The following is a 20,009-nucleotide window of genomic DNA, read 5'->3' as shown; positions in this document are numbered from 1 at the left end:
CCTCAGGTGTGAGTGCTCCGAAGAACGTCGCCCAGCACGTGCTCGCCCGCCTCGCCGAGTGGGGCGTGCACCGGTTCTACGGCTATCCCGGCGACGGGATCGGCGGCCTCTTCACCGCCCTGCCCGAGCGCGAGGACGCCGAGTTCGTGCAGGTCCGCCACGAGGAGACCGCCGCGTTCGCCGCCTGCGCGGACGTCAAGTACGGCGGCTCGCCGATCGGCTGCTGCGCGGTGACCGGCGGGCCGGGCGCGGTCCACGCCCTCAACGGCCTCTACGACGCGAAGCTCGACCACCAGCCGGTGGTCGCCCTGCTCGGCCACACCGCCCAGACCGCCCAGGGCGGCGGTTACTACCAGGAGGTCGACCTCGGGGCGCTGTTCTCCGACGTCGCGGGCTACCTCGCCGAGGTCAAGGACGCAAGCCAGGTGCGGCACGTCGTCGACCGCGCCTGCCGCACCGCGCTGGCCGACCGCACGGTCACGGTGATCATCCTGCCCTCCGACGTGCTCGAGCAGGACGCCGTCGTCGAGCCGCCCGACGCCCACGGCTACTACCACACCTCCGCGGTGCCCTCCTCCCACGTCACGACGCCACCCGAGGCCGCGCTCGACGCCGCGGCGGAGGTGCTCAACGCGGGGGAGAAGGTCGCGATCCTCGCCGGTGCGGGCGCGCTGGGGTCGTCGGCGGTGCTCACCGAGGTCGCCAACACCCTCGGCGCCGGGATGGCGACCGCCCTGCTGGGCAAGGGCGTCGTCGACGAGCGCTCGCCGTGGGTCACCGGCGCGATCGGGCTGCTGGGGACGACGGCGTCGTGGCACCTCATGCGCGAGTGCGACACGCTGCTGATCGTCGGCTCGACCATGCCCTACACCGAGTACTACCCGGCGCCGGGGCAGGCCCGGGCGGTGCAGATCGACGTCGACGGCGCGCGCTGCGGTATCCGCTACGACACCGAGGTCAACCTCACCGGCGACGCCGGCGCGACGCTCGCCGCCCTGCTGCCCCGGCTGCGCGGGCACGACCCTTCGTGGCGCGCCCAGGTCGAGCGCTGGACCTCCGCCTGGGACGACTACTCCCGCCAGCGGGCCCACGCCCACACCAGCGCGCTGAACCCCGAGCTCGTGGTGCGCGAGCTGTCCGACCGGCTGCCCGACGACGCCCTGCTCGCCGTCGACTGCGGCACCGCGACGTCCTGGTACGCCCGCGACGTCACGCTGCACGGGTCCCAGTACGGGACGCTGTCGGGGACGCTGCTGTCGATGGGCGGCGGCATGCCCTACGCGATCGCGGCGAAGAACGCCCACCCCGACCGGCCCGTGGTCGCGCTGATCGGTGACGGGGCGATGCAGATGAACGGCGTCAACGAGCTCATCACCGTGGCGCGCTACCGGCACCGGTGGTCCGATCCCCGCTTCGTCGTGCTCGTGCTGAGCAACGACGACCTGTCCTACGTCTCCTGGGAGACCCGCGGGATGCTCGGCGAGGCGCCCGACCCGCAGTCCCAGGCGATCCCGGACGTGCCCTACGCGCAGTGGGCGATGCTGCTGGGCCTCGACGGGATCGAGCTGCGCGAGCGCGAGCACATCGGCGCCGTGTGGGACCGCGCGCTTGCGGCCGACCGGCCGTTCGTGGTCGACGCCAAGGTCGACAAGGACGTCCCCCTGGTGCCGCCGCACGTCACGATCCAGCAGGCCCTCAACACCGCCCGCTCGCAGCTCTCCGGGGACACCGACGTCCTCGACATCATCGCCAACGGCATCAAGGAGACCGTCGGCGCCAAGGCCCGCTCGGTGCTGGGGCTGCCGCCACAGGAGTGATCTGTCCCCGGACGGGGGAAACGTTCCGCCATGGCTGCGCGGGGCAAGGCGTTCATGGCGTCGCTCTCGGGGACGTCGCTGGAGTACTACGACTTCGCCGTCTACGGCACGGCGTCGGCGCTGGTGTTCCCCCAGCTGTTCTTCCCGGGCAACGACCCGCTGACCGGGCTGCTGCTGGCGTTCACGACCTTCGCGGTCGGGTACGTGTCGCGCCCGGTCGGCGGGTTCGTGTTCGGCCGGCTCGGGGACACGCTCGGGCGCAAGCGCGTCCTGGTGACGACGCTGCTGCTCATCGGGGCGGCCACCGTGCTCATCGGCCTGCTGCCCACCTACGCGACGATCGGCGTCACCGCGCCGATCGCGCTGGTGCTCCTGCGGTTCGCGCAGGGCGTCGGGGTCGGCGGCGAGTGGGGGAGCGCGGTGCTGCTCTCCGGCGAGTTCGGCGATCCCCGGCGTCGCGGGTTCTGGTCGTCGGCCGCCCAGATCGGCCCGCCGGCGGGCAACCTGCTCGCCAACGGCGTCTTCGCCGTCCTGGCCGCCGCCCTGACCACCGACCAGCTGCTGTCCTGGGGCTGGCGCGTCGCGTTCCTGCTCTCGGCGCTGCTCGTGGCCTTCGGCCTGTGGATCCGGCTGACGCTCGAGGACACCCCGGTGTTCCGGGCGCTGCAGGAGACGGGCTCGACGTCGGCGACCCCGATCCGCGAGGTGCTGCGCACCCAGCCGCGTGGCCTGGTCGCCGCGATCCTCTCCCGCCTCGGCCCGGACGTCGCCTACTCGCTGCTGACCGTCTTCGTGCTCTCGTACGCGACGCGCAGCGGTGGCTTCGGCCGGGCCGAGGTGCTCTCGGCGGTGCTCGTCGGCTCGGCGCTGCAGCTCGGTCTCGTGCCCGCGTTCGGGGCGCTGTCCGACCGGTGGAACCGGCGGCTGGTCTCGCTCGTCGCGGTCGTCGGCATCGGGGTCTGGGTGTTCGTGCTGTTCCCGGCGGCAGCGTCCGGCTCGTTCGGGCTGCTCCTGCTCGGTGTCGTCGTCGGGCTGGCGCTGCACGCGATGGCGTACGGGCCGCAGGCCGCGTTCATCACCGAGCAGTTCTCCCCGCGGCTGCGCTCCACCGGCTCCTCGCTGGGCTACACCGTCGCGGGCGTCCTCGGCGGCGCGCTGGCGCCGCTGCTGCTGACCTCGCTGCAGGCCGACCTCGGCTGGGCCGCCGCGGCCGTCTACGTCGCGGTCGCCTGCGTGCTCTCGGCCGTCGGGCTCGCCCTGGGCCGCGACCACGACCCCCGCGAGGACGAGGAGCTGGCCGCGGCGGCCCCGGCGGCCCGCACGCAGACCGGCCCGTAGGGTCGCCGCCATGGCGGTCACCGTGGACAACACCGACGACCTGACCCGCGCGCCCGGCGCGTCGGTCACCCCCGACACCAAGCCGAACGACCTCGACATCACCGACCTCGTCGTCGGCGGCGGCACCGAGGCGGGCCCCCGCGACACCGTGCAGGTGCAGTACGAGGGCCGGCTGGTCTCGAACTCCACCGAGTTCGACTCGTCGTGGAGCCGCGGCGGCACGCCGGTCGAGTTCCCGCTCGGCCAGGTCATCGACGGCTTCAAGCTCGGGATCTCGGGCATGCGCGAGGGCGGCCGGCGCGTGCTCGTCGTCCCGCCGCACCAGGGCTACGGCCCGCAGGGCGCGGGCGGCGTCATCCCGCCGAACGCCCACCTCGTCTTCGTCGTCGACCTCGTGAAGGTCAACTGACCCCTCTCCCGACCAGCTCGGCGAGCAGGGCCGCCGCCCGCCGCGCGCCGTCGTCCGCCACGGGGACGGGTCGTGCGGGCCGGGCGAGCAGCTCGGCCACGGCCTCCGCGAGCGCCTCGGGCGTCGCGTCGGCGTACTCCATCCGCCGGCCGGCTCCGAGGCGCGCGAGCCGGTGGGGGACGTGGACCTGCTGCTCGAAGTGGTGGGCCAGCGGCACGTAGACGAACGGCCGGCCCGCGCACGCGAGCTCCATGGTCGTCGTCAGCCCGCCCTGCACGACGGCGACGTCGCACGCGGCCACCTCGCGCTCGAGGTCGGGGACGTGCCCGCGCACCTCGACCCCCGCCGGCACGCGCAGCGACGCCGGGTCGATCCGCGGCCCGGCGACGGCCACCATCCGCAGCCCGGGCACCGCCCGGACGAGCAGGGGACGGGCCGCCGCGACGCGCTCGAGCAGCGCCCGCCCGACGCCCGAGCCGCCGACGGCGACCAGGCACACCCGCTCGTCCGGGCGCCACCCGAGCTCGGCACGCAGCTCCTCCCGGTCCCGCGGCGGGCCGCCCGTCGCGACCCAGCCGCTGAAGGCGAAGTGCTCGCGGGTCCAGTCCCGCACCGTCGGCAGCCCCGGCCCGAGGGGCTCGGTGGCGAGGTCCTCGGGGTCGCCGACGAACACCGACCGGTCGCGCAGCCGCGGGTACCGGGCGACGTGCTCGACCATCTCGGCGTTGTAGTCGGCGGTCAGGACCGCCTCCTCGGCGCCCCCGTCGGGCATCGGCAGCCAGCCCACGACGTCCGTGAGCCACGCGAAGGGCGCCCGCTTGAGCTCCGGGTTCTCGTGCAGGAAGTGGTCGATCTCCCAGCCCTCGTCGGCGACCACGAGGTCGTGCTGCCCGGCCTCCACGACGTCGGCGAACACGTGGAAATTGGCGACGAGGATCTCGTCCATCCGCCGGATCGCGTGGAAGGCGTGCAGGTCGTGCTCGCCGGCCTCGGCCTCGATGTGGGCACTCTCCGACGCCAGCAGCGCGCTCGCGGGGTGCACCCGTTCCCCCGCGCGCGCGAGCACCTCGGTGACCGGGTGCTGGGCGAGCCAGTCGATCTCCAGATCGGGCCGCAGCGCCCTGAGCTCCCGGGCGATCGCGACGTCGCGCCGGGCGTGGCCGAGACCGATCGGCGAGCTGACGAGCAGCACCCGGGGCGAGCGGTGCCACCCCGGTGTCCAGGTCGTGCGTCGGGGACGCCGCCCCGACAGCGAGCGCGCGAAGTCCCGCAGGAGCAGGTTGACCCGCACCGGCTCCCGCACGGGCGGGGCGTGGCCGCCGCCGGGGATCGTCACCAGCGACCCGCCCGTGCGGTCCGCGACGGCGACACCGGCGCCGTACGGGGTGATCCGGTCCTCGTCGCCGTGGACGACCAGGACGGGGCAGCGCACGGCCCGGCAGATCATCTCCGCGTCGGCGTCGGTGAGCTCGTCGACGCCGGGCACGGTGTCGGCCAGCGTCTCCGGGTCGGTCTCCATGCCCCAGCCGACGAGGTCCTCCCACTGCTTGGTCGAGTGGGGCTCGTGGACGACGTTGCTCATGAAGAACTCGACCCAGCCCCGGAAGTCGGCCTTCCAGTAGTGGCGGTTGGCCTTCTCCCAGCCCTCGTGGGTCTCGCGCACCTCGCCGAAGCCGGGCGGCAGCGGCCACGGGAGCGCGGTGCCGATCGCGACGACACCGAGGACGCGGTCGGGGTGCCAGGCGGCGAGCTGCAACGCCCGCCGCGCCCCCAGGGACAGCCCGACCGCGACGGCCCGGGCGGTGCCGGTGGCGTCGAGGACGTCCACGACGTCCGCGACCGCCTCCGGGTCCCGGTAGGCGTCCGCGCCGCGCGGGCGGTCGGACGCGCCGTTGCCGCGCCCCTCGACGGTGATCACCCGGAACTCCCGGGCGAGGAACGGCACCTGGGCCTTCCACTGGCGCATGTGCACGATCGCCCACGAGGTCAGCAGCACGATCGTCGGGGACGCCGGGGGCCCCTCGAACACCTCGTACCCGACGCGGACCCCGTCACGGGTGATCCTGCCGACCTCGTCGGGCTCCCGTGCGCGCATCTCAGGGCCGGATCTCGTACACGTCGTTGAGCGGCGTGCCGGCCACGCGGCGGAACCGGGTGAACCCGGCGTCGGTCGCCACCTGGCGCAGCGCGGCCGGGCCGGCCTGGGCGCCCAGGCTGTAGCCGCCCTCCTGCGACCGGGCCGCCGGGACGCAGCACAGCGTCGAGGCGCCGTAGAACAGGCGGCCGACGGGGTTGAGGTTCGCCGCGACCGAGTCGCCGGCCAGCGGCTCCACCATCAGCCACGTGCCGTCAGGACCGAGCGCCGCGCGGATGCGGCGGGCCGCCCCGAGCGGGTCGCCCATGTCGTGCACGCAGTCGAAGGTGGTGACCAGGTCGTAGCCGGTGCCCGTGAACGTCTGGGCGCTCGCGACCTCGAACGTCGTGCGCTCGGAGACGCCGGCGTCGGCGGCGCGCTTGCGGGCGATCTCGATCGACGGCTCGTGGTAGTCCGAGCCCGCGATGCTCGAGGCGGGGTAGGCCTCCGCCATCAGCACGGTCGTGGCGCCGTGCCCGCACCCGACGTCGGCGACGCGGGCGCCGCGCTCCAGCTTGGCGACGACCCCGTCGAGCGCCGGGAGCCACTCGGCGAGCAGGTGGGCGATGTAGCCCGCGCGGAAGAACGACTCGCACCCGAGGAAGACGTCCTCGTGGTGCTCGTGCCAGCCCACGCCGGCCCCGGACCGGAACGCCTCCGCGATCGTCGGCTCGGCGCGGAGGATCCCGGTGGCCAGGACGAAGGCGCCGGGGACGTAGAGCGGGCCGTCCGGGTCGGTGAGCGCGAAGGCCTGCTCCTCGGACAGCGAGTAGACGCCGTCGTCGTACTGCACGTACCCGCCGGCGGCCTGGCCGGCCAGCCACTCCGCGACGTAGCGCGGGGTGGTGTCGGTCCGTGCCGCGAGCTCCTCGGGCGTCGCCGGCCCCTCGGCCAGGGCCCGGTACAGGCCGAGCCGGTGCCCCAGCACGACGCTGCCGGCGGCGAACGTCGCCCCGACGTCGGCCACGGCCTTCCCGACGAACTCCATCACCTTGTCCATGTCCACCGCCATCGCGCGGCCCTCCTCGGTCACCGGGTTGCCCGGGCCGTCGGCCCGGTCCCGGTCACGGTCGACCCCGCCGTTGCGCGGCCGTTGCGCGCGCACTGCGGCGGCCCGAGCCGCGCGACCAGGTGCTCCCAGCCGTGGGCCTGGGCCGCGACGAGCAGCGGGTCGAGCACCTCCTGCGCCCGGTCGGCCCGCCCGTGGCGGCGCCACGCGTCGGCCACGGCCGTGTAGACGTCGGCGCCGAGCACCCACGCCCCGCCCGGGGGCGCGTCGACCCCGGCCAGCAGCCGGTCGGCCTCGGCCAGCGCCGGGCCGGGCTCCTCGCCGAGGGCGGCGCCCGCCGCCGCGGGCGGCGCGGGGCACCGCACCCGGCAGGCCGTCGCACCGGCGTCGCCGACCACCGCGAGCCCGCGCGCCGCGACCGCCCGGGCCTCGGTGACCTCGCCCCGCTCGAGCAGCGTCGACGCCAGGAGTGAGCACGCGGTCGGCGTCCACCACCGGTGCCCGGTGGCCCCGCTGCGCTCCACCGCGCGCCGGCCCAGCACCACCGCCTCGTCGAGGTCGCCCTCCAGGCGCGCGACCCAGCCGAGGTGGGCGTGGAACCAGACGTCGTGACCCCCGAACCCGCTCTGCGCGGTGGCGGCGATCGCCTCCGCGATGCGCGCGCGGGCCTCCGCCCACCGGCCCGCGGCCAGCGCGGGGAACGAGCCCTCGAACAGCGCCCACTGCAGCAACGTGCGCGACCGCAGCCGGCGGGCGAGCGCCTCCATCTCGTCGACGACCTCGGCGAGGTCGGCGACGGCCCCGAGGTAGGCGTGCGCGGTCTTGAGCCCGTCGAGCCCGGCGAGCAGGGCACGGTCGCCGGCGCCGCGGCCCGCCGCCACCGCCCGGTGGCCCTGGTCGAGCGCCTCGGCGAACCGCAGGTCGTTCGTTGCGAGGACGGCGAGGCGGGCCCGCAGGTCGGCCTCGGCGCCGCGGTCCCCGAGGGTGCTCGCGCGCCGCAGACCGGTGCGCAGGTGGGCGAGGCAGTCGGCGGGCGGGACACCGAGCGCAATGGCCACGTCGCCGCCGAGCTGGCGGCGGACCAGCATCTCCAGCCGCCGGTCACCGGCCTCGTGCGCGGCCTCGGCGGCCCGGCCCAGGTCGCTCCACGCCTCCCGGTGGCGCTCGAGGCCCTCGCGGGCACGGGCCCGCGCGAGCAGCACTCGGCCGGTGATCTCCAGGTCGTCGACGCGCTCGGCCGCGGCGAGGGCGCGGTCGTGCAGCGCGGCCGCGTCGCCCATGGCCCCGCGCTCGGCGGCCGCGTCCCCGGCGAGGAGCAGTGCCCGGGCGGCCCGCGGCCAGTCCTGCGCGGCCGCCGCGTGCTCGCCGGCGGCTTCCGGGGTGGCCGCGAGCAGGTCGGCCGCGCGCCGGTGGTGCCGGCGGCGCAGCGGCGCCGGGGTCGTCGCGTGCAGCACCTCGTGGACGAGGTCGTTGGCGAACTCGTAGCCCGCGTCGGTGGCGACGAGCAGCCGGGCCTCCACGGCCCGCCCGCAGCGCCGGCCCACCTCGGGCACGGGCAGCTCGAGCAGGCCCGCGGCGACCTCGAGATCGACCGTCGCGCCGAGCACGGCCCCGGCGCGCAACAGCTCCTCGACCTCGGGCCCGAGCCGGCGGACCCGGGCGAGCACGGCCGCCTGCAACGTCTCCGGGACCCCGGTCGCGCCCGCGGCCAGCCCGCGCAGCGTCTCGACGACGAACAGCGGGTGCCCGCGGGTGCGCCGGTGGATCGCCGCCCCGAGCTCGGCCCGCCCCGCCCGGTCCGCGAGCGTGGTCACCGCGGCGGCGTCGAGCGGCCCGAGGTCGAGCCGGGTGCCGGCGCCGTCGAGGTGCTCGAGCGCCGCCGCGCCCTCCTCGGCGCGCACGGTCGCCAGCACGAGGACCCGCGCGCCCGCAGCGCGCCGCGCGAGGTAGCCGAGCAGCTCGACGGTGGCGAGGCCGGCGTTGTGCAGGTCGTCGAGCACGAGCAGCAGGGGTGCGTCGGTGGTGACGTCGGCGAGCAGCGCGGCGAGTCCGGCGAACACCTGGCGCGGGTCGGGACGGTCGGGCGGGGAGTCCGCCGCCCCGAAGAGGCCGGCGAGCACGCGGTCCCGCTCGGCCGGCGGCGGGACGGGCGGCGCGGCCACCAACGGGCCGAGCGCGTCGACGACGGGCTGCAGGAACAGCGAGCGCTCGGCGCCGTGGCAGCGCGCCGACGCGACGCGGCCACCGGTGGCCGTCGCGAGCGCGGTGAGCTCCTCGGCGAGCCGGGTCTTGCCGATGCCGGCCTCGCCCGCGATCAGGACGAGCTCGGGGCGTCCGCGGGCCGCGGCCTCCCAGTGCCCGACCAGGGCGGCGAGCTCATCGGCCCGCCCGACGCAGCGCGGCCGCGACGGCGCGCGCACCGGCGGCGCGTCCTCGGGCTCCGGCGGGCGCTCCCGCAGCAGGGCGAGGTGGTCCTCCCGGGTCCGCGGGTCCGGCTCGACGCCGAGCTCGTCGGCGAGGTCGGCGCGCAGCCGGTGGTAGAGCTCGACGGCGCGGGCGGGCTCGCCCGCGAGCCGGTGGGCCCGCATGAGCAGGCGGTGCGCCGGCTCGTCGAACCGGTCGGCGGCCACGGCCTCCCCGGCGACCCGGCGGGCGCGGTCCGCGTCGCCCGTCGCGAGCGCCGCGCGGGCCTCGGTGTGGCGCGCCCGCCGCACGAGGCCGTGCCACTCGTCGCGGGCCGTGGCCACCCACGGTCCGTCGGCCTCGTCGGGCAGCGGCTCGCCGGTGCCCAGCAGCGTCCGGGCGCGGCCCGCGGCGCTGGCCGCCAGGCCCGGCGCCCCGCCCGCGAGCCGCCGCTCGGCCTCGTCGAGCAGGCGCCCGGCCTCGTCGAGGTCGACGGTGACGTCGGGCGGGTCGCCGAGCCGGTAGCCCGCGCGGTCGCCCAGGAGCAGCCCGGGCGCGAGCCGCCCCCGCAGGCGGCTGACGAGCGTCGCCACCCCGGCGGCGGGACGGCGGGGGCCGTCGCCGCGCCACAGCTCCTCGGCCAGCTGCTCGCCGGTGAGCACCGCGGGGCGGCGGGCGGCCAGCAGCGCGAGGAGGCGACGCTCCTTCGGGCTCCCGATGCGCAGCGTCTCGGGCGGGGAGCCCCGCTCGACGCGCAGCGGACCGGCGAGCCGGACCGTGACGCCCATCACCACACTATGCGACGGGCGACCTCACCGCGGCAAATCCGTGCCCGCCCGAACGGAGCACCGTTGCTGACGCTGCGTGGTCAGGGCTCGAACGACATCGGCTGGCCGGTCGCCTCGAGCACCGACATCCACAGGTCGCCGTCGGGGTCCACCTGGTTGCGGTGCGAGGTGATCAGCGGCATCGGGACGTGCACGAACCGGCGTCGCCACCGCACGACGACGGTCTCGGTGCGCCCGGCCATGCCCGCGTGCACCGCGGCGTGGGCCAGGCGCACGCAGTAGACGCTGTCGTAGGCGTTCGCGGGCACGCTGCGGATCGCGTAGCTCGGGTCGAGGTAGCGCACGGTCGGCGGCAGGTCCACCGAGGTCAGGTGCTCGGTGAGCCGCTCCTTGAGGAAGAGCCCGATGTCGCCGAGCTTTGTGTTGCCCGAGGCGTCGGTGGTCTCGCCCTCCTGCTCGAGGAGGTCCTGCCCCGCGCCCTCGGCGACCACCACGACGACCTGGCCGTGGCGGCGCACGTGGTCCTCGACGCGGCGCAGCACCCCGTTCGGCCCGTCGAGCACGAACGGCACCTCGGGGATCAGCACGAAGTCCGCGTCGTTGTTCGACAGCGCCGCGTAGCAGGCGATGAAGCCCGAGTGCCGGCCCATCAGCTTGACGATGCCGACGCCGTTCTCGGCGGCCTGGGACTCGATGAACACCGACGCGATGAACGCCGTGGCCTGCGCGAACGCCGTCTGGAACCCGAAGCTCTGGTCGGTGTAGGGCAGGTCGTTGTCGATCGTCTTCGGGATGCCGATCACCGCGATGTCGAGCCCGCGCGCGTCGATCTCCCGGGTGATGCGCATCGCGCCGCGCATGCTGCCGTCGCCGCCGACGACGAACAGGACGTCGATCCCCCGCTCGACGAGGGTGTCCACCATCTCCTCGGGGTCCTGGTCGCCCCGGGAGCTGCCGAGGATCGTGCCGCCGTCGTTGTTGATGTCGCGGACGGCGTCGAGGTCGAGCTCCACCACGCGCTCGCGGTGCTGCGACGTCAGGCCGGCGAAGCCGTTGCGGAAGCCGTAGATGTGCGCGACCCGGTAGTGCTCGGTGAGCTCCTGGACGATCCCGCGGATGACGTCGTTGAGCCCGGGGCAGAGCCCGCCGCAGGTCACGATGCCGACGCTCGTCGCGTCCGGGTCGAAGTAGATCCGTCGCCGCGGGCCGGCCGCCTCGAGGCTGGGCAGCGCCTCGATCGGCACGCCGCGGGAGAGCAGCACCGACACCGTGTCGTCGACGAGCACGCGGTCGTCCTCGTGCACGTAGTGGGGTGAGGTGCGCTTGGACGCCAGCACCTCGGCGAACGGGGAGTCGTACCGGCAGTCACCGAGACTGCGCACGCGCAGGTCGTCGAGCTCGAGCGTCACGGCGGACCCTCCAGGGTCGTCGGGTCTCCTCGACCGGTTCGCGACGCTGCGGGTGGCCGGCTACGGCATCGGTCACGATAACCGAGCGTGCGGCCGCGCCCACCCCTACAGCGCGCCTGCTCCCAGATCATCCACCCGCCGGAGGACACCCCATGGCCGAGGACATCGTCGTCACGCGCACCGTCGAGGCGCCGCCCGAGAGGGTGTGGGACCTCGTCGGGGACCCGGCGCGGATCGGCGCCATCTCGCCGGAGTGCCACCGCGTCGACTGGCTCGGCGGGGCCACCGGGCCGGCGCCGGGGGCCAAGTTCAAGGGCCACAACCGCAAGGGCCTGATGCGCTGGTCGACGACGGGGACGGTCGTCGACTACGCGCCGCAGCGCGAGATCACCTGGGACGTCGACCTGCTCGGCCAGCCGGTGGCGCGCTGGGGCTTCCGCCTCACGCCCGCGGACGGCGGGCACACCCGCGTCGAGCAGTTCTGGCACGACCGCCGCAGCCCGCTCGCCAACGTCGTCGGGCGCGCCCGGGCCTGGGACGTCCCGGCGGCCAACCGCCGCGGCATGGAGCAGACCCTGGACGCGGTGCGGCGCAAGGCCGAGCAGGGATAGATCAGTCGAGCGCGGCCACGCCCGCGAAGCCGGAGAGCTGGAGCACCCGCCGGGTCAGCGAGCCCGGCGGGACGTCCACGGCCAGGTCGATCTGCAGCACCTCGAGCCGTGCGGCCAGTGCGAACAGCACGCGCAGCCCCGCCGAGTCGAGGTACTGCAGGCCGCCGAGCCCGAGCGTCACCGAGGTCGTCTCGTTCGGGATCGCGGCGCTGAGCTGCTCCTCGACGGTCTCGGCGTTCTCGAGGTCGACCTCCCCGGCGATGTCGATCCGCACGGTGGACCCGTCGGGGTGGACGACGACGTTCGCGGTGGTCACGACCCCTCCTGCGCGAGGTGGCGGGTGAAGGTGACGGTGGTGCCGCCGGCTCCCGCCACCACGTCCACGTGGTCGCTGCAGCGCTGGATCAGCGACGTCCCCCGCCCGCGGTTGTGCCCGCGGGCCGAGCGCCAGCGCCCGTTGTCGCGCACCACGGTGACCACGGCGCCGTCCCGCAGCTCCATCTGCAGCGACAGCGTGCCGCCCGCCGGCCCGTACGCGTGCTCGATGACGTTGGAGCACGCCTCCCCGACGGCGACGAGGACGTCGGCGGCGTCGTCGGGCGACGCCCCGACCGCGCCGAGCCAGCGCCGCACCGCCGAGCGGATGTCGGCGAGCGTGCGCGGGACGGCCGGCACGACGATGTTCAGCGGTACGACGTCCGGCGTGCCGAGACGGCGCACCACGAGCATGGCCACGTCGTCGCCGACGGCGGTGGCGCCGACCAGGTCGTGCAGCACCCGTGCGCACACCGCGTCCCCGTCGTCGACGGTGACCGCGCCGCACAGCGCGTCCAGCCCGGCGTCGAGCGGCTGGCCCCGGCGCTCGACGAGACCGTCGGTGTAGAGGAAGAGCAGCGACCCCGCGGGCAGGTCGATCACCGTCGTGCGCCGCGGCGGGCCCACCGAGACGCCCACGGGCAGGTCGACGGGCACGTTGAGCAGCGCCGCCCCCTCGTCGGGCACGGCGAGCAGCGGCGGGAGGTGCCCGGCCGTCGAGAGCGACACGCGGTCGAGCGAGGGCTCGACGATCGCGTAGAGGACCGTGGCCATGACGCCGTCCTCGAAGTGCTGGACGTTGCCGTCGAGGCGTTCGAGGACCTCGGCCGGGTCGTCCTCCTCGAGCGCGAACGCGCGCAGGGCGCTGCGCAGCCGGCCCATGATCACGGCCGCCTGCAGGCCGCGCCCGACCACGTCGCCGATGACGATGCCGATGCGGCCCGACGGGAGGGTGAAGACGTCGTACCAGTCGCCGCCCAGGCCGCCGGCCTCGCCGGGGATGTAGCGGGCCGCGAACTCGATGCCGCTGACCCGCGGCAGCGCGCCGGGCATGAGGCTGCGCTGCAGTGCGGAGGCGGCGGCGCGGTCGAGGTCGGACAGGTGGGTGCGCGTGACGAGCGCGATCCGGTCCGCGGCGGTCTGGAGCAGCTCGGCGTCGTCGTTCGTGAACAGGCGGGGCCGCAGCGTCCCGACGTGCAGCACGCCCAGCACCCCACCCTCGGCGACCAGCGGCACCCCCACCAGCGAGCGGACGTCCTTCTCGCGCAGGATCGGGTTGAGGACGTTCGAGTGGTCGACCTCGTCGACGAACACCGCACGGCGCTCCGCGGCGATGCGCCCGGCGAAGCCCTTCCCCACGGGGATGCGGACCCCCTGGCGCACCTCCTCCTCGATCCCGCGCGCGGCGGTGGCCACGAGGTTGGCGCCCGACGGGTCCAGCAGCAGCACCGCCGCGGTGTCCGCCTCCAGGAGCAGGCACACGCGGTCGAGGAGCTCGGTGAGCAGCTCCTCGAGGCCCAGGTGCGCCAGCGCGGTGTCGGTGATCTGCTCGATCCGGCGCAGCCGGTCCTCGTCCGTGACGGGACTGGCGGCCATGCGCCACACAGTAGGTGCCGCCCCCGGCCCGGGGAACGGGGCCGTGAGGGGGAGGGTGTCGGCCTCCCGGGCTAGCGTGGCGGGCGTGCGACTGGCGACGTGGAACGTGAACTCGGCCAAGGCCCGCGAGCCCCGCCTGCTCGGGTGGCTCGACGAGCGCGCGCCGGACGTGGTCTGCCTGCAGGAGACCAAGCTGTCCGACGAGGCGTTCGCCGAGAGCTTCGGCGCCCCGCTCGCCGAGCGCGGCTACGCGGTCGCCCACCACGGCGAGGGTCGCTGGAACGGCGTCGCGCTCCTGTCCCGCGTCGGGCTCGACGACGTCGAGGAGGGGCTGCCAAGCGGGCCGGGCTACCCGCACCAGGAGGCCCGCGCGGTCACCGCGACCTGCGGGGGCCTGCGCGTGACGTCGGTGTACGTGCCCAACGGTCGCGACCCGGCCGACCCGCACTACGCCTACAAGCTCGAGTGGCTCGCGGCGCTGCGCGAGCGGGTCGAGGCCGCCGGCGCCGACAGCTCGGTGGTCGCCGGCGACTTCAACATCGCCCCGGCCGACCCCGACGTCTACTCCGTCGAGGCGTTCGCGGAGTCGACCCACGTCACCCCGCCGGAGCGCGAGGCCCTCGCGGCCCTGCTCAAGACCGGGCTGCACGACGTCACGCGCGAGCGGTGGCCCGACGAGCGGGTGTTCACCTACTGGGACTACCGGGGTGGCGCCTTCCACCAGGACCGCGGCATGCGCATCGACCTCGTGCTCGCCGGCGAGCCGGTGGCCCGGCGCCGGGCCGCGGTGTGGGTCGACCGCCAGGCCCGCAAGGGCACCGGCCCGTCCGACCACGCGCCGGTGATCCTCGACCTCGACGATGCCCCCGACGGCGACCTCGGCCCGGTCGTCCCCCCACCGTCGCTCGGCGCGAAGAAGGCCCCGCGCAAGAAGTCCTGACTCAGCTCGGGGTCCGCGCCGGCGTCCGGGCCCACTGCTCGAGGGTGGTCGGGGTCGTCGTCGCCGCGCTGCGTCCCGTGCGGCTCTGCGCGTCGCCGCGGTTGAACGCGGCGAACATCGCGAGCTGCTCCTCGACGACGTCGGCGGGCAGGCCCGCCCCGACCAGCGCCGCCCGCACCTCGCCGTCGGGTGCGCGCTCGTAGCGCGACGGGATCCCGAGCACCTCCCCGAGCCGCGCGGTCGCGTCGCGCATCGTGAGGTCCTCGGGGCCGTGCAGCTCGCGCACGCCGGAGGCGGCCGTGTCCAGCAGGGCGCCGGCCGCCGCGTCGCCGATGTCGGCGGTGGCGAGCATCGGGAGCGCGACGTCGGGGTCGATCGTGTCGCGGTAGACGCCCGTCGCCCGCATCTGGGGGAGCACGGGGAGGAACGACTCGAAGAACACGCCGGGGCGCAGCACCGTCACCGCCGCGTCGAGCGCCGCGAGCCGCTGCTCCTGCTCGTACAGCGTCTCGAGGAAGCCGGTGCCGTGCTCGACGTCGGCGCCCAGCGCGCTCAGCGCCACCACCCGCGGCACCCCGGCGTCGCCGAGCGCCGCGGCGATCGCCGTCCCGACCTGCTCCTGCTGCGGGCGATAGCCGGCGGCGGCCAGGTCGAGGGGCATGAGGACGTAGGCCGCCTCGGCGCCGCGGAAGGCCTCGGCCAGGAACGATCGGTCGGTGATGTCACCGACGACCGGCTCCGCGCCGTGCCCGACGGCGTCGGCCAGCCGGGCGGCGTCACGCCCGACGGCCCGCGTCGGCTCCCCGGCCGCGCGCAGCCGGCGGACGACCCGGCCGCCGGTGTTCCCGCCGGCTCCCAGAACAGTGATCATGATGGCGTCTCCTCGACGTGGCTCGATCGGCTGCGTCCGAGCCTGCGGCCGGGGATCCGGACGAACCATCGTCGTGACGCCGGGCTTCTTGCCCGATCGTCCACCGTGGCGGAGGGTGGCTGCCGTGACCGTGCTCCAGCCGCCGTGGACTCCTCGGGACGCCGTCGGCGAGGCGTTGCACTTCCTGCGGATGAGCGGGACGTTCTACTGCTCGTCCGACCTGCGCGCCCCCTGGGGCCTGATGCTGCCCGCGGGCCCGAGCTGCCTGTGGTTCCACGTCGTCACGTCGGGCTCGGCGACGGTCGTGGTGGGCGACGACGAGGTGACGCTCTCGACGTCCGACGTGGTGCTGCTCCCGCGCGGGGAGGGGCACGAGCTGCGCTCCACCGATCCGCCGCCCCGGACGCCCTCGCCGAACGTCGTGACGCTCCCGCAGACCCGGTCCGGGGACCGCTACGCCGCGATCACCCACGGCGGCGACGGCGCGCCCACGACCATGATCTGCGGCGCGGTCCGGTTCGAGCACCCGATGGCCGAGCGGCTGGTCGCGCTGATGCCCGACATCGTCCACATCCCGGTCTCGCCCCTGACCGCGCGCCTGCACGACACCCTCCGGCTCATGGCGCTCGAGGTGGAGGAGACCCGCCCCGGCGGCGAGGCCGTGATCACCCGGCTCGCCGACGTGCTCGTCGTCCAGGTGCTGCGGGCCTGGCTCGCCCACGACCCGGCCGCGCGCAGCGGCTGGCTCGGCGCCCTCGCCGACCCCGACATCGGCCGCGCCCTCGCGCTCGTCCACGCCGACCCGGCCCGCGACTGGTCGGTCGCCGGCCTGGCCCGCGAGCTGGCGCTCTCCCGCTCGACCTTCGCGGCCCGCTTCACGGCGCTCGTCGGCGAGCCCGTCATGGCCTACGTGACGCGATGGCGGATGCTCGTCGCCCTCGACCGCCTGCGCACCGAGGACATCACCGTCGCCGCCGTGGCCTCCGCGCTGGGCTACCGCTCCGAGGCCGCCTTCAGCCGCGCCTTCCGCCGCGTCGTCGGCAGCCCGCCCGGCGCCGTCCGCGCCCGGGCGCGGGACGAGGAGACGGTGCTGCTCGGGGCGTGAGCTGGTGCGGGCGCCCCACGGAGTCGAGAGCGGTCCGCTCGAACCGTGTCCTGAGGACACGGGTCGAGCTCCGCCGTTCCGGCCCCGCGGCACGCCCGGAGACGTGACCCTGGCCGCGTGGACCGTGAGCAGCGGGCGGCCGAGGTGGAGGACGCCACCGACGAGCTGCTCGCGCTGCTCCTCGACGAGCTCGGTCCGATCGTGCAGTGGTACCGCGACGAGGTCGCGCGGCGCCTGCGGCTCTCGCCGACCGAGCTGCTCTGCCTCGACGTCTGCCGGCGGTGGGGGCCGATCTCCAGCGGGCGGATCGGCGAGCGGCTCGGGCTGACGCGCAGCGCCGTCGCGAAGCTGCTGCGTCGGCTGGAGACCGAGGGGCACGTCGTCCGCGAGATCGGGCGGGACCACGAGCAGGCCATCGAGGTGCGGCTGAGGCCGCACGCGCGGCGCGACCAGGTCCTGGAGGACCTGCGGGAGGACCTGCGGCGATCGGTGCGGGAGGTCGTCGCGGACCAGGAGCTCCGGGCCGCCCGGCACGCCCTCGCCGCGGGGGTGCTCGCCGGCCTCGGTCAGGCGGTGTTCCGCCACGCGCGGGTCCTCGCGGACGCGGCGATCGAACGCCGTCTCCGCACCGAGCGACGAGCGCGGCGCGAGGCCGAGGAGTCGCCGATCCCGTGGTGGGCCCGCTAGGTGGCGCTCATCGGGCCCGCGGCGGTGACGTGCACGGCGGCGGCGCCGAGCTCGTCGGAGGCGTCGAGGTCGACGTCGGCGCTGATGGCCCAGTCGTGGTCGCCCTCGGGGTCGTCGAGGACCTGGCGGACGTGCCAGACGCGGCCGTCCACCGTCACGCGGAAGAACGCCGGCCCGCGGGCGTCGGGGCCGGCGGCGAGCTCGTCGTACTCGGCGAAGTAGCCCTCGATCGCGTCGGTCCAGAACGCGGCGTCCGGTCCGTCCTCGGACAGGTCCGCCAGGTCGGCGGGGGAGCGGCGGGCGAACAGCTCGACGCGGCGGAACATCTCGTTGCGCACCAGCACCCGGAACGCGCGCTCGTTGCGGGTCACCGGCGGCGGGCCCTGGTCGACCGGCCGCGCGTCCGTCCCCGCGGCGTCCAGCTCGGTGGGGTTGGCGAGGTTCTCCCACTCGTCGAGCAGCGACGAGTCGGTCTGGCGCACCAGCTCGCCGAGCCAGGCGACGAGGTCGTCGAGGTCCTCGGTGCGCGCCGCCTCGGGGATCGTCTGGCGCAGCGCGCGGAAGGCGTCGGTGAGGTAGCGCAGGACGAGGCCCTCGGAGCGGGCGATCTTGTAGTACGAGACGTATTCGGTGAACGTCATCGCGCGCTCGTAGAGGTCGCGGACCACCGACTTCGGCGCGAGCTCGTGGTCGGCCACCCACGGGTGCCCGGAGCGGTAGGACTCGTAGGCGGCGCCGAGGAGCTCCGCCAGCGGCCGGGGCCACGAGACGTCCTCGAGGAGCTCCATGCGCTCCTCGTACTCGATGCCCTCGGCCTTCATGGCCTGCACGGCCTCGCCGCGCGCCTGGTTCTCCTGGGCGCGCAGCACCTGCTTGGGGTCGTCGAGGGTCGACTCGACCACCGAGACCATGTCGAGCGCGTAGGTCGGCGACTCCTTGTCCAGCAGGTCGAAGGCGGCGAGCGCGAACGGCGAGAGCGGCTGGTTGAGAGCGAAGTCGACCTGGAGGTCGTCGACGAGCCGGACGTCGGGGCCGGCCGGGGTCTCGATCCGCTCGATGACGTCGGCCTCGATCAGCCCGCGGTAGAGCGCGATCGCGCGCAGGATCAGCCGGCGCTGCGTGGGGCGGTCCGCGTGGTTGTCCTCGAGCAGGTGGCGCATGGCCGGGAAGAAGGGCTGGCTGCGCTGGGCGACCTGCAGCAGCATCGCCGTCGACACCCGGAACTGGCTGGTCAGCGGCTCGGGCTGGGCCTCGATCAGCTTCTCCAGCGTCTTCTCCGACCACGACACGAAGCCCTCGGGCGGCTTGACGCGCACGACCCGGCGCTGCTTCTTGACGTCGTCGCCGGCCTTCGCGAGGCGCTTGGCGTTCTCCACCTCGTGCTCGGGGGCCTGGGCCACGACGTACCCGGCGACGTCGTGCCCGGCACGCCCGGCCCGTCCGGCGACCTGGTGGAACTCGCGGGCGCGCAGGTGGCGCACCCGCTGCCCGTCGAACTTCGTCAGCGCGGTGAACAGCACCGTGCGGATCGGCACGTTGATGCCGACGCCGAGCGTGTCGGTGCCGCAGATCAGCTTGAGCAGCCCGGCCTGGGCGAGCGTCTCCACCAGGCGCCGGTACTTGGGCAGCATGCCGGCGTGGTGCACGCCGATGCCGTGGCGCACCAGGCGCGAGAGCGTCCGGCCGAAGCCGGCGGTGAAGCGGAAGCCGCCGATCAGCTCGGCGATCTGCTCCTTCTCGGCCTTCGACGACACGTTGAGGCTCATCAGCGCCTGGGCCTGCTCGACGGCGGCGGCCTGCGTCGTGTGCACGACGTACACCGGCGCCTGCTGGCCCGAGAGCAGCTCGGTGATCGTCTCGTGCAGCGGCGTGCGGGCGTAGCGGAACGACAGCGGCACCGGGCGCTCGGTGTGGGCCACGACGGCGGTCTCGCGGCCGGTGCGGCGCGTCAGGTCCTCGGCGAAGAACGAGACGTCGCCGAGCGTCGCCGACATCAGCAGGAACTGCGCCTGCGGCAGCTCGAGCAACGGGACCTGCCAGGCCCAGCCGCGCTCGGCGTCGGCGTAGTAGTGGAACTCGTCGATGACGACCTGGCCGATCGGGGCGTCGGCGCCCTCGCGCAGCGCCCAGTTGGCCAGCACCTCGGCGGTGCAGCAGATGACCGGCGCCTCCGGGTTCACGGCCGCGTCGCCGGTGAGCATGCCGACCGACGCGTAGCCCAGCTGCGCACCGAGCGCGAAGAACTTCTCCGACACGAGCGCCTTGATCGGCGCGGTGTACACGGTGCGCTCGCCGCGCGAGAGGGCGGCGACGTGCGCGCCGAGCGCGACCAACGACTTCCCCGAGCCGGTGGGCGTCGAGAGGATGACGTTGGAGCCCGAGACCAGCTCGATGAGCGCCTCGGACTGCGCGGGGTAGAGGTCCAGGCCCCGCTCGGACGCCCAGGAGGCGAACCCCTCGTAGAGCTCGTCGGGATCCGCGCCGGGCGCGGCGAGGAGCGCTGTCGAGGTGCTGGTCACCTCTCCATTGTCGGCGATCGCCTGCGGTCCGTCCGGAGGCCCGCGGGTTACGATGCGT

General features: G+C 75.3%; 15 protein-coding genes. 7 read left to right on the top strand and 8 right to left on the bottom strand.

Annotated elements, in window-relative coordinates; all coding sequences use genetic code 11:
* The first annotated feature begins 8 nt into the window (after positions 1-8).
* The 3 genes from ABD994_RS04990 to ABD994_RS04980 are packed head-to-tail and all read left to right on the top strand — an operon-like array spanning position 9 to position 3,564.
* A complete protein-coding gene (locus ABD994_RS04990; protein ID WP_345411324.1) occupies positions 9-1,817 on the top strand; it encodes a thiamine pyrophosphate-requiring protein in 1,809 nt (602 codons plus the stop codon).
* A gap of 30 nt (positions 1,818-1,847) precedes the next feature.
* Complete coding sequence (locus tag ABD994_RS04985) at positions 1,848-3,155, top strand: MFS transporter (RefSeq protein ID WP_345411323.1); 1,308 nt, start codon at positions 1,848-1,850, stop codon at positions 3,153-3,155.
* Between the two features lie 10 nt (positions 3,156-3,165).
* Positions 3,166-3,564, top strand: a complete 399-nt coding sequence (locus tag ABD994_RS04980) for an FKBP-type peptidyl-prolyl cis-trans isomerase (protein ID WP_345411322.1) — start codon at positions 3,166-3,168, stop codon at positions 3,562-3,564.
* Here ABD994_RS04980 and ABD994_RS04975 read toward each other — a convergent pair.
* From ABD994_RS04975 to ABD994_RS04960, 4 genes are all read right to left on the bottom strand, one after another.
* Positions 3,557-5,659: an alpha/beta hydrolase gene (locus ABD994_RS04975; protein ID WP_345411321.1), complete on the bottom strand. Its 2,103-nt coding sequence runs from the start codon at positions 5,657-5,659 to the stop codon at positions 3,557-3,559. The two genes, ABD994_RS04980 and ABD994_RS04975, sit on opposite strands and share 8 nt — an antisense overlap.
* Before the next feature lies 1 nt (position 5,660).
* On the bottom strand, positions 5,661-6,710 hold the full coding sequence (locus tag ABD994_RS04970; RefSeq protein ID WP_345411320.1) for a methyltransferase domain-containing protein: 1,050 nt from the start codon (positions 6,708-6,710) through the stop codon (positions 5,661-5,663).
* A gap of 17 nt (positions 6,711-6,727) precedes the next feature.
* Entirely contained in the window at positions 6,728-9,898 is a 3,171-nt protein-coding gene (locus ABD994_RS04965) for an ATP-binding protein (protein WP_345411319.1), read from the bottom strand.
* Positions 9,899-9,978: 80 nt separating this feature from the next.
* A complete protein-coding gene (locus ABD994_RS04960) occupies positions 9,979-11,307 on the bottom strand; it encodes an ATP-dependent 6-phosphofructokinase (protein WP_345411318.1) in 1,329 nt (442 codons plus the stop codon).
* 152 nt (positions 11,308-11,459) lie between these two features.
* On the opposite strand from ABD994_RS04960, the gene ABD994_RS04955 reads away from it, so the two are divergent.
* Positions 11,460-11,918, top strand: a complete 459-nt coding sequence (locus ABD994_RS04955) for an SRPBCC family protein (RefSeq protein WP_345411317.1) — start codon at positions 11,460-11,462, stop codon at positions 11,916-11,918.
* A gap of 1 nt (position 11,919) precedes the next feature.
* On the opposite strand, the gene ABD994_RS04950 is transcribed toward ABD994_RS04955, so the two are convergent.
* Both ABD994_RS04950 and ABD994_RS04945 read right to left on the bottom strand, forming a co-directional pair.
* On the bottom strand, positions 11,920-12,234 hold the full coding sequence (locus ABD994_RS04950) for an STAS domain-containing protein (protein ID WP_345411316.1): 315 nt from the start codon (positions 12,232-12,234) through the stop codon (positions 11,920-11,922).
* Positions 12,231-13,829 carry an ATP-binding SpoIIE family protein phosphatase gene (locus ABD994_RS04945; RefSeq protein WP_345411315.1) on the bottom strand — a complete coding sequence of 533 codons (1,599 nt, stop codon included), beginning with the start codon at positions 13,827-13,829 and terminating at the stop codon, positions 12,231-12,233. The genes ABD994_RS04950 and ABD994_RS04945 overlap by 4 nt, the downstream gene beginning before the upstream one ends.
* Positions 13,830-13,914: 85 nt before the next feature.
* Between ABD994_RS04945 and ABD994_RS04940 the strand changes: the two genes are divergently transcribed.
* On the top strand, positions 13,915-14,769 hold the full coding sequence (locus tag ABD994_RS04940; protein WP_425550016.1) for an exodeoxyribonuclease III: 855 nt from the start codon (positions 13,915-13,917) through the stop codon (positions 14,767-14,769).
* 1 nt (position 14,770) lies between these two features.
* Here the strand turns inward: ABD994_RS04940 and ABD994_RS04935 are convergent, their stop codons facing one another.
* The gene (locus ABD994_RS04935) at positions 14,771-15,640 is read right to left on the bottom strand and encodes an NmrA family NAD(P)-binding protein (protein WP_345411313.1); all 870 of its coding nucleotides are present in this window, start codon (positions 15,638-15,640) and stop codon (positions 14,771-14,773) included.
* 115 nt (positions 15,641-15,755) lie between these two features.
* On the opposite strand from ABD994_RS04935, the gene ABD994_RS04930 reads away from it, so the two are divergent.
* Positions 15,756-16,745, top strand: coding sequence for an AraC family transcriptional regulator (locus tag ABD994_RS04930; RefSeq protein WP_345411312.1), 990 nt, complete (start codon positions 15,756-15,758; stop codon positions 16,743-16,745).
* A 117-nt stretch (positions 16,746-16,862) separates the two neighbouring features.
* Positions 16,863-17,432 carry a MarR family transcriptional regulator gene (locus tag ABD994_RS04925; RefSeq protein ID WP_345411310.1) on the top strand — a complete coding sequence of 190 codons (570 nt, stop codon included), beginning with the start codon at positions 16,863-16,865 and terminating at the stop codon, positions 17,430-17,432.
* Here the strand turns inward: ABD994_RS04925 and ABD994_RS04920 are convergent.
* Positions 17,429-19,951, bottom strand: a complete 2,523-nt coding sequence (locus tag ABD994_RS04920; RefSeq protein ID WP_345411309.1) for a DEAD/DEAH box helicase — start codon at positions 19,949-19,951, stop codon at positions 17,429-17,431. The genes ABD994_RS04925 and ABD994_RS04920 overlap by 4 nt on opposite strands.
* Between the last annotated feature and the right edge of the window lie 58 nt (positions 19,952-20,009).

Source organism: Actinomycetospora chlora, from assembly GCF_039542135.1.
Lineage (GTDB): Bacteria > Actinomycetota > Actinomycetes > Mycobacteriales > Pseudonocardiaceae > Actinomycetospora > Actinomycetospora chlora.
Note: the sequence above shows the minus strand (reverse complement) of the source record. Positions and strands in the feature narration are given on the sequence as shown.

Excerpts from the sequence above, each read along its gene's own strand:
- ABD994_RS04975 (WP_345411321.1), bottom strand. The coding sequence starts at position 5,659 with ATGCGCGCACGGGAGCCCGACGAGGTCGGCAGGATCACCCGTGACGGG.
- ABD994_RS04965 (WP_345411319.1), bottom strand. The coding sequence starts at position 9,898 with ATGGGCGTCACGGTCCGGCTCGCCGGTCCGCTGCGCGTCGAGCGGGGC.
- ABD994_RS04935 (WP_345411313.1), bottom strand. The coding sequence starts at position 15,640 with ATGATCACTGTTCTGGGAGCCGGCGGGAACACCGGCGGCCGGGTCGTC.
- ABD994_RS04955 (WP_345411317.1), top strand. The coding sequence starts at position 11,460 with ATGGCCGAGGACATCGTCGTCACGCGCACCGTCGAGGCGCCGCCCGAG.
- ABD994_RS04980 (WP_345411322.1), top strand. The coding sequence starts at position 3,166 with ATGGCGGTCACCGTGGACAACACCGACGACCTGACCCGCGCGCCCGGC.
- ABD994_RS04945 (WP_345411315.1), bottom strand. The coding sequence starts at position 13,829 with ATGGCCGCCAGTCCCGTCACGGACGAGGACCGGCTGCGCCGGATCGAG.
- ABD994_RS04985 (WP_345411323.1), top strand. The coding sequence starts at position 1,848 with ATGGCTGCGCGGGGCAAGGCGTTCATGGCGTCGCTCTCGGGGACGTCG.
- ABD994_RS04970 (WP_345411320.1), bottom strand. The coding sequence starts at position 6,710 with ATGGCGGTGGACATGGACAAGGTGATGGAGTTCGTCGGGAAGGCCGTG.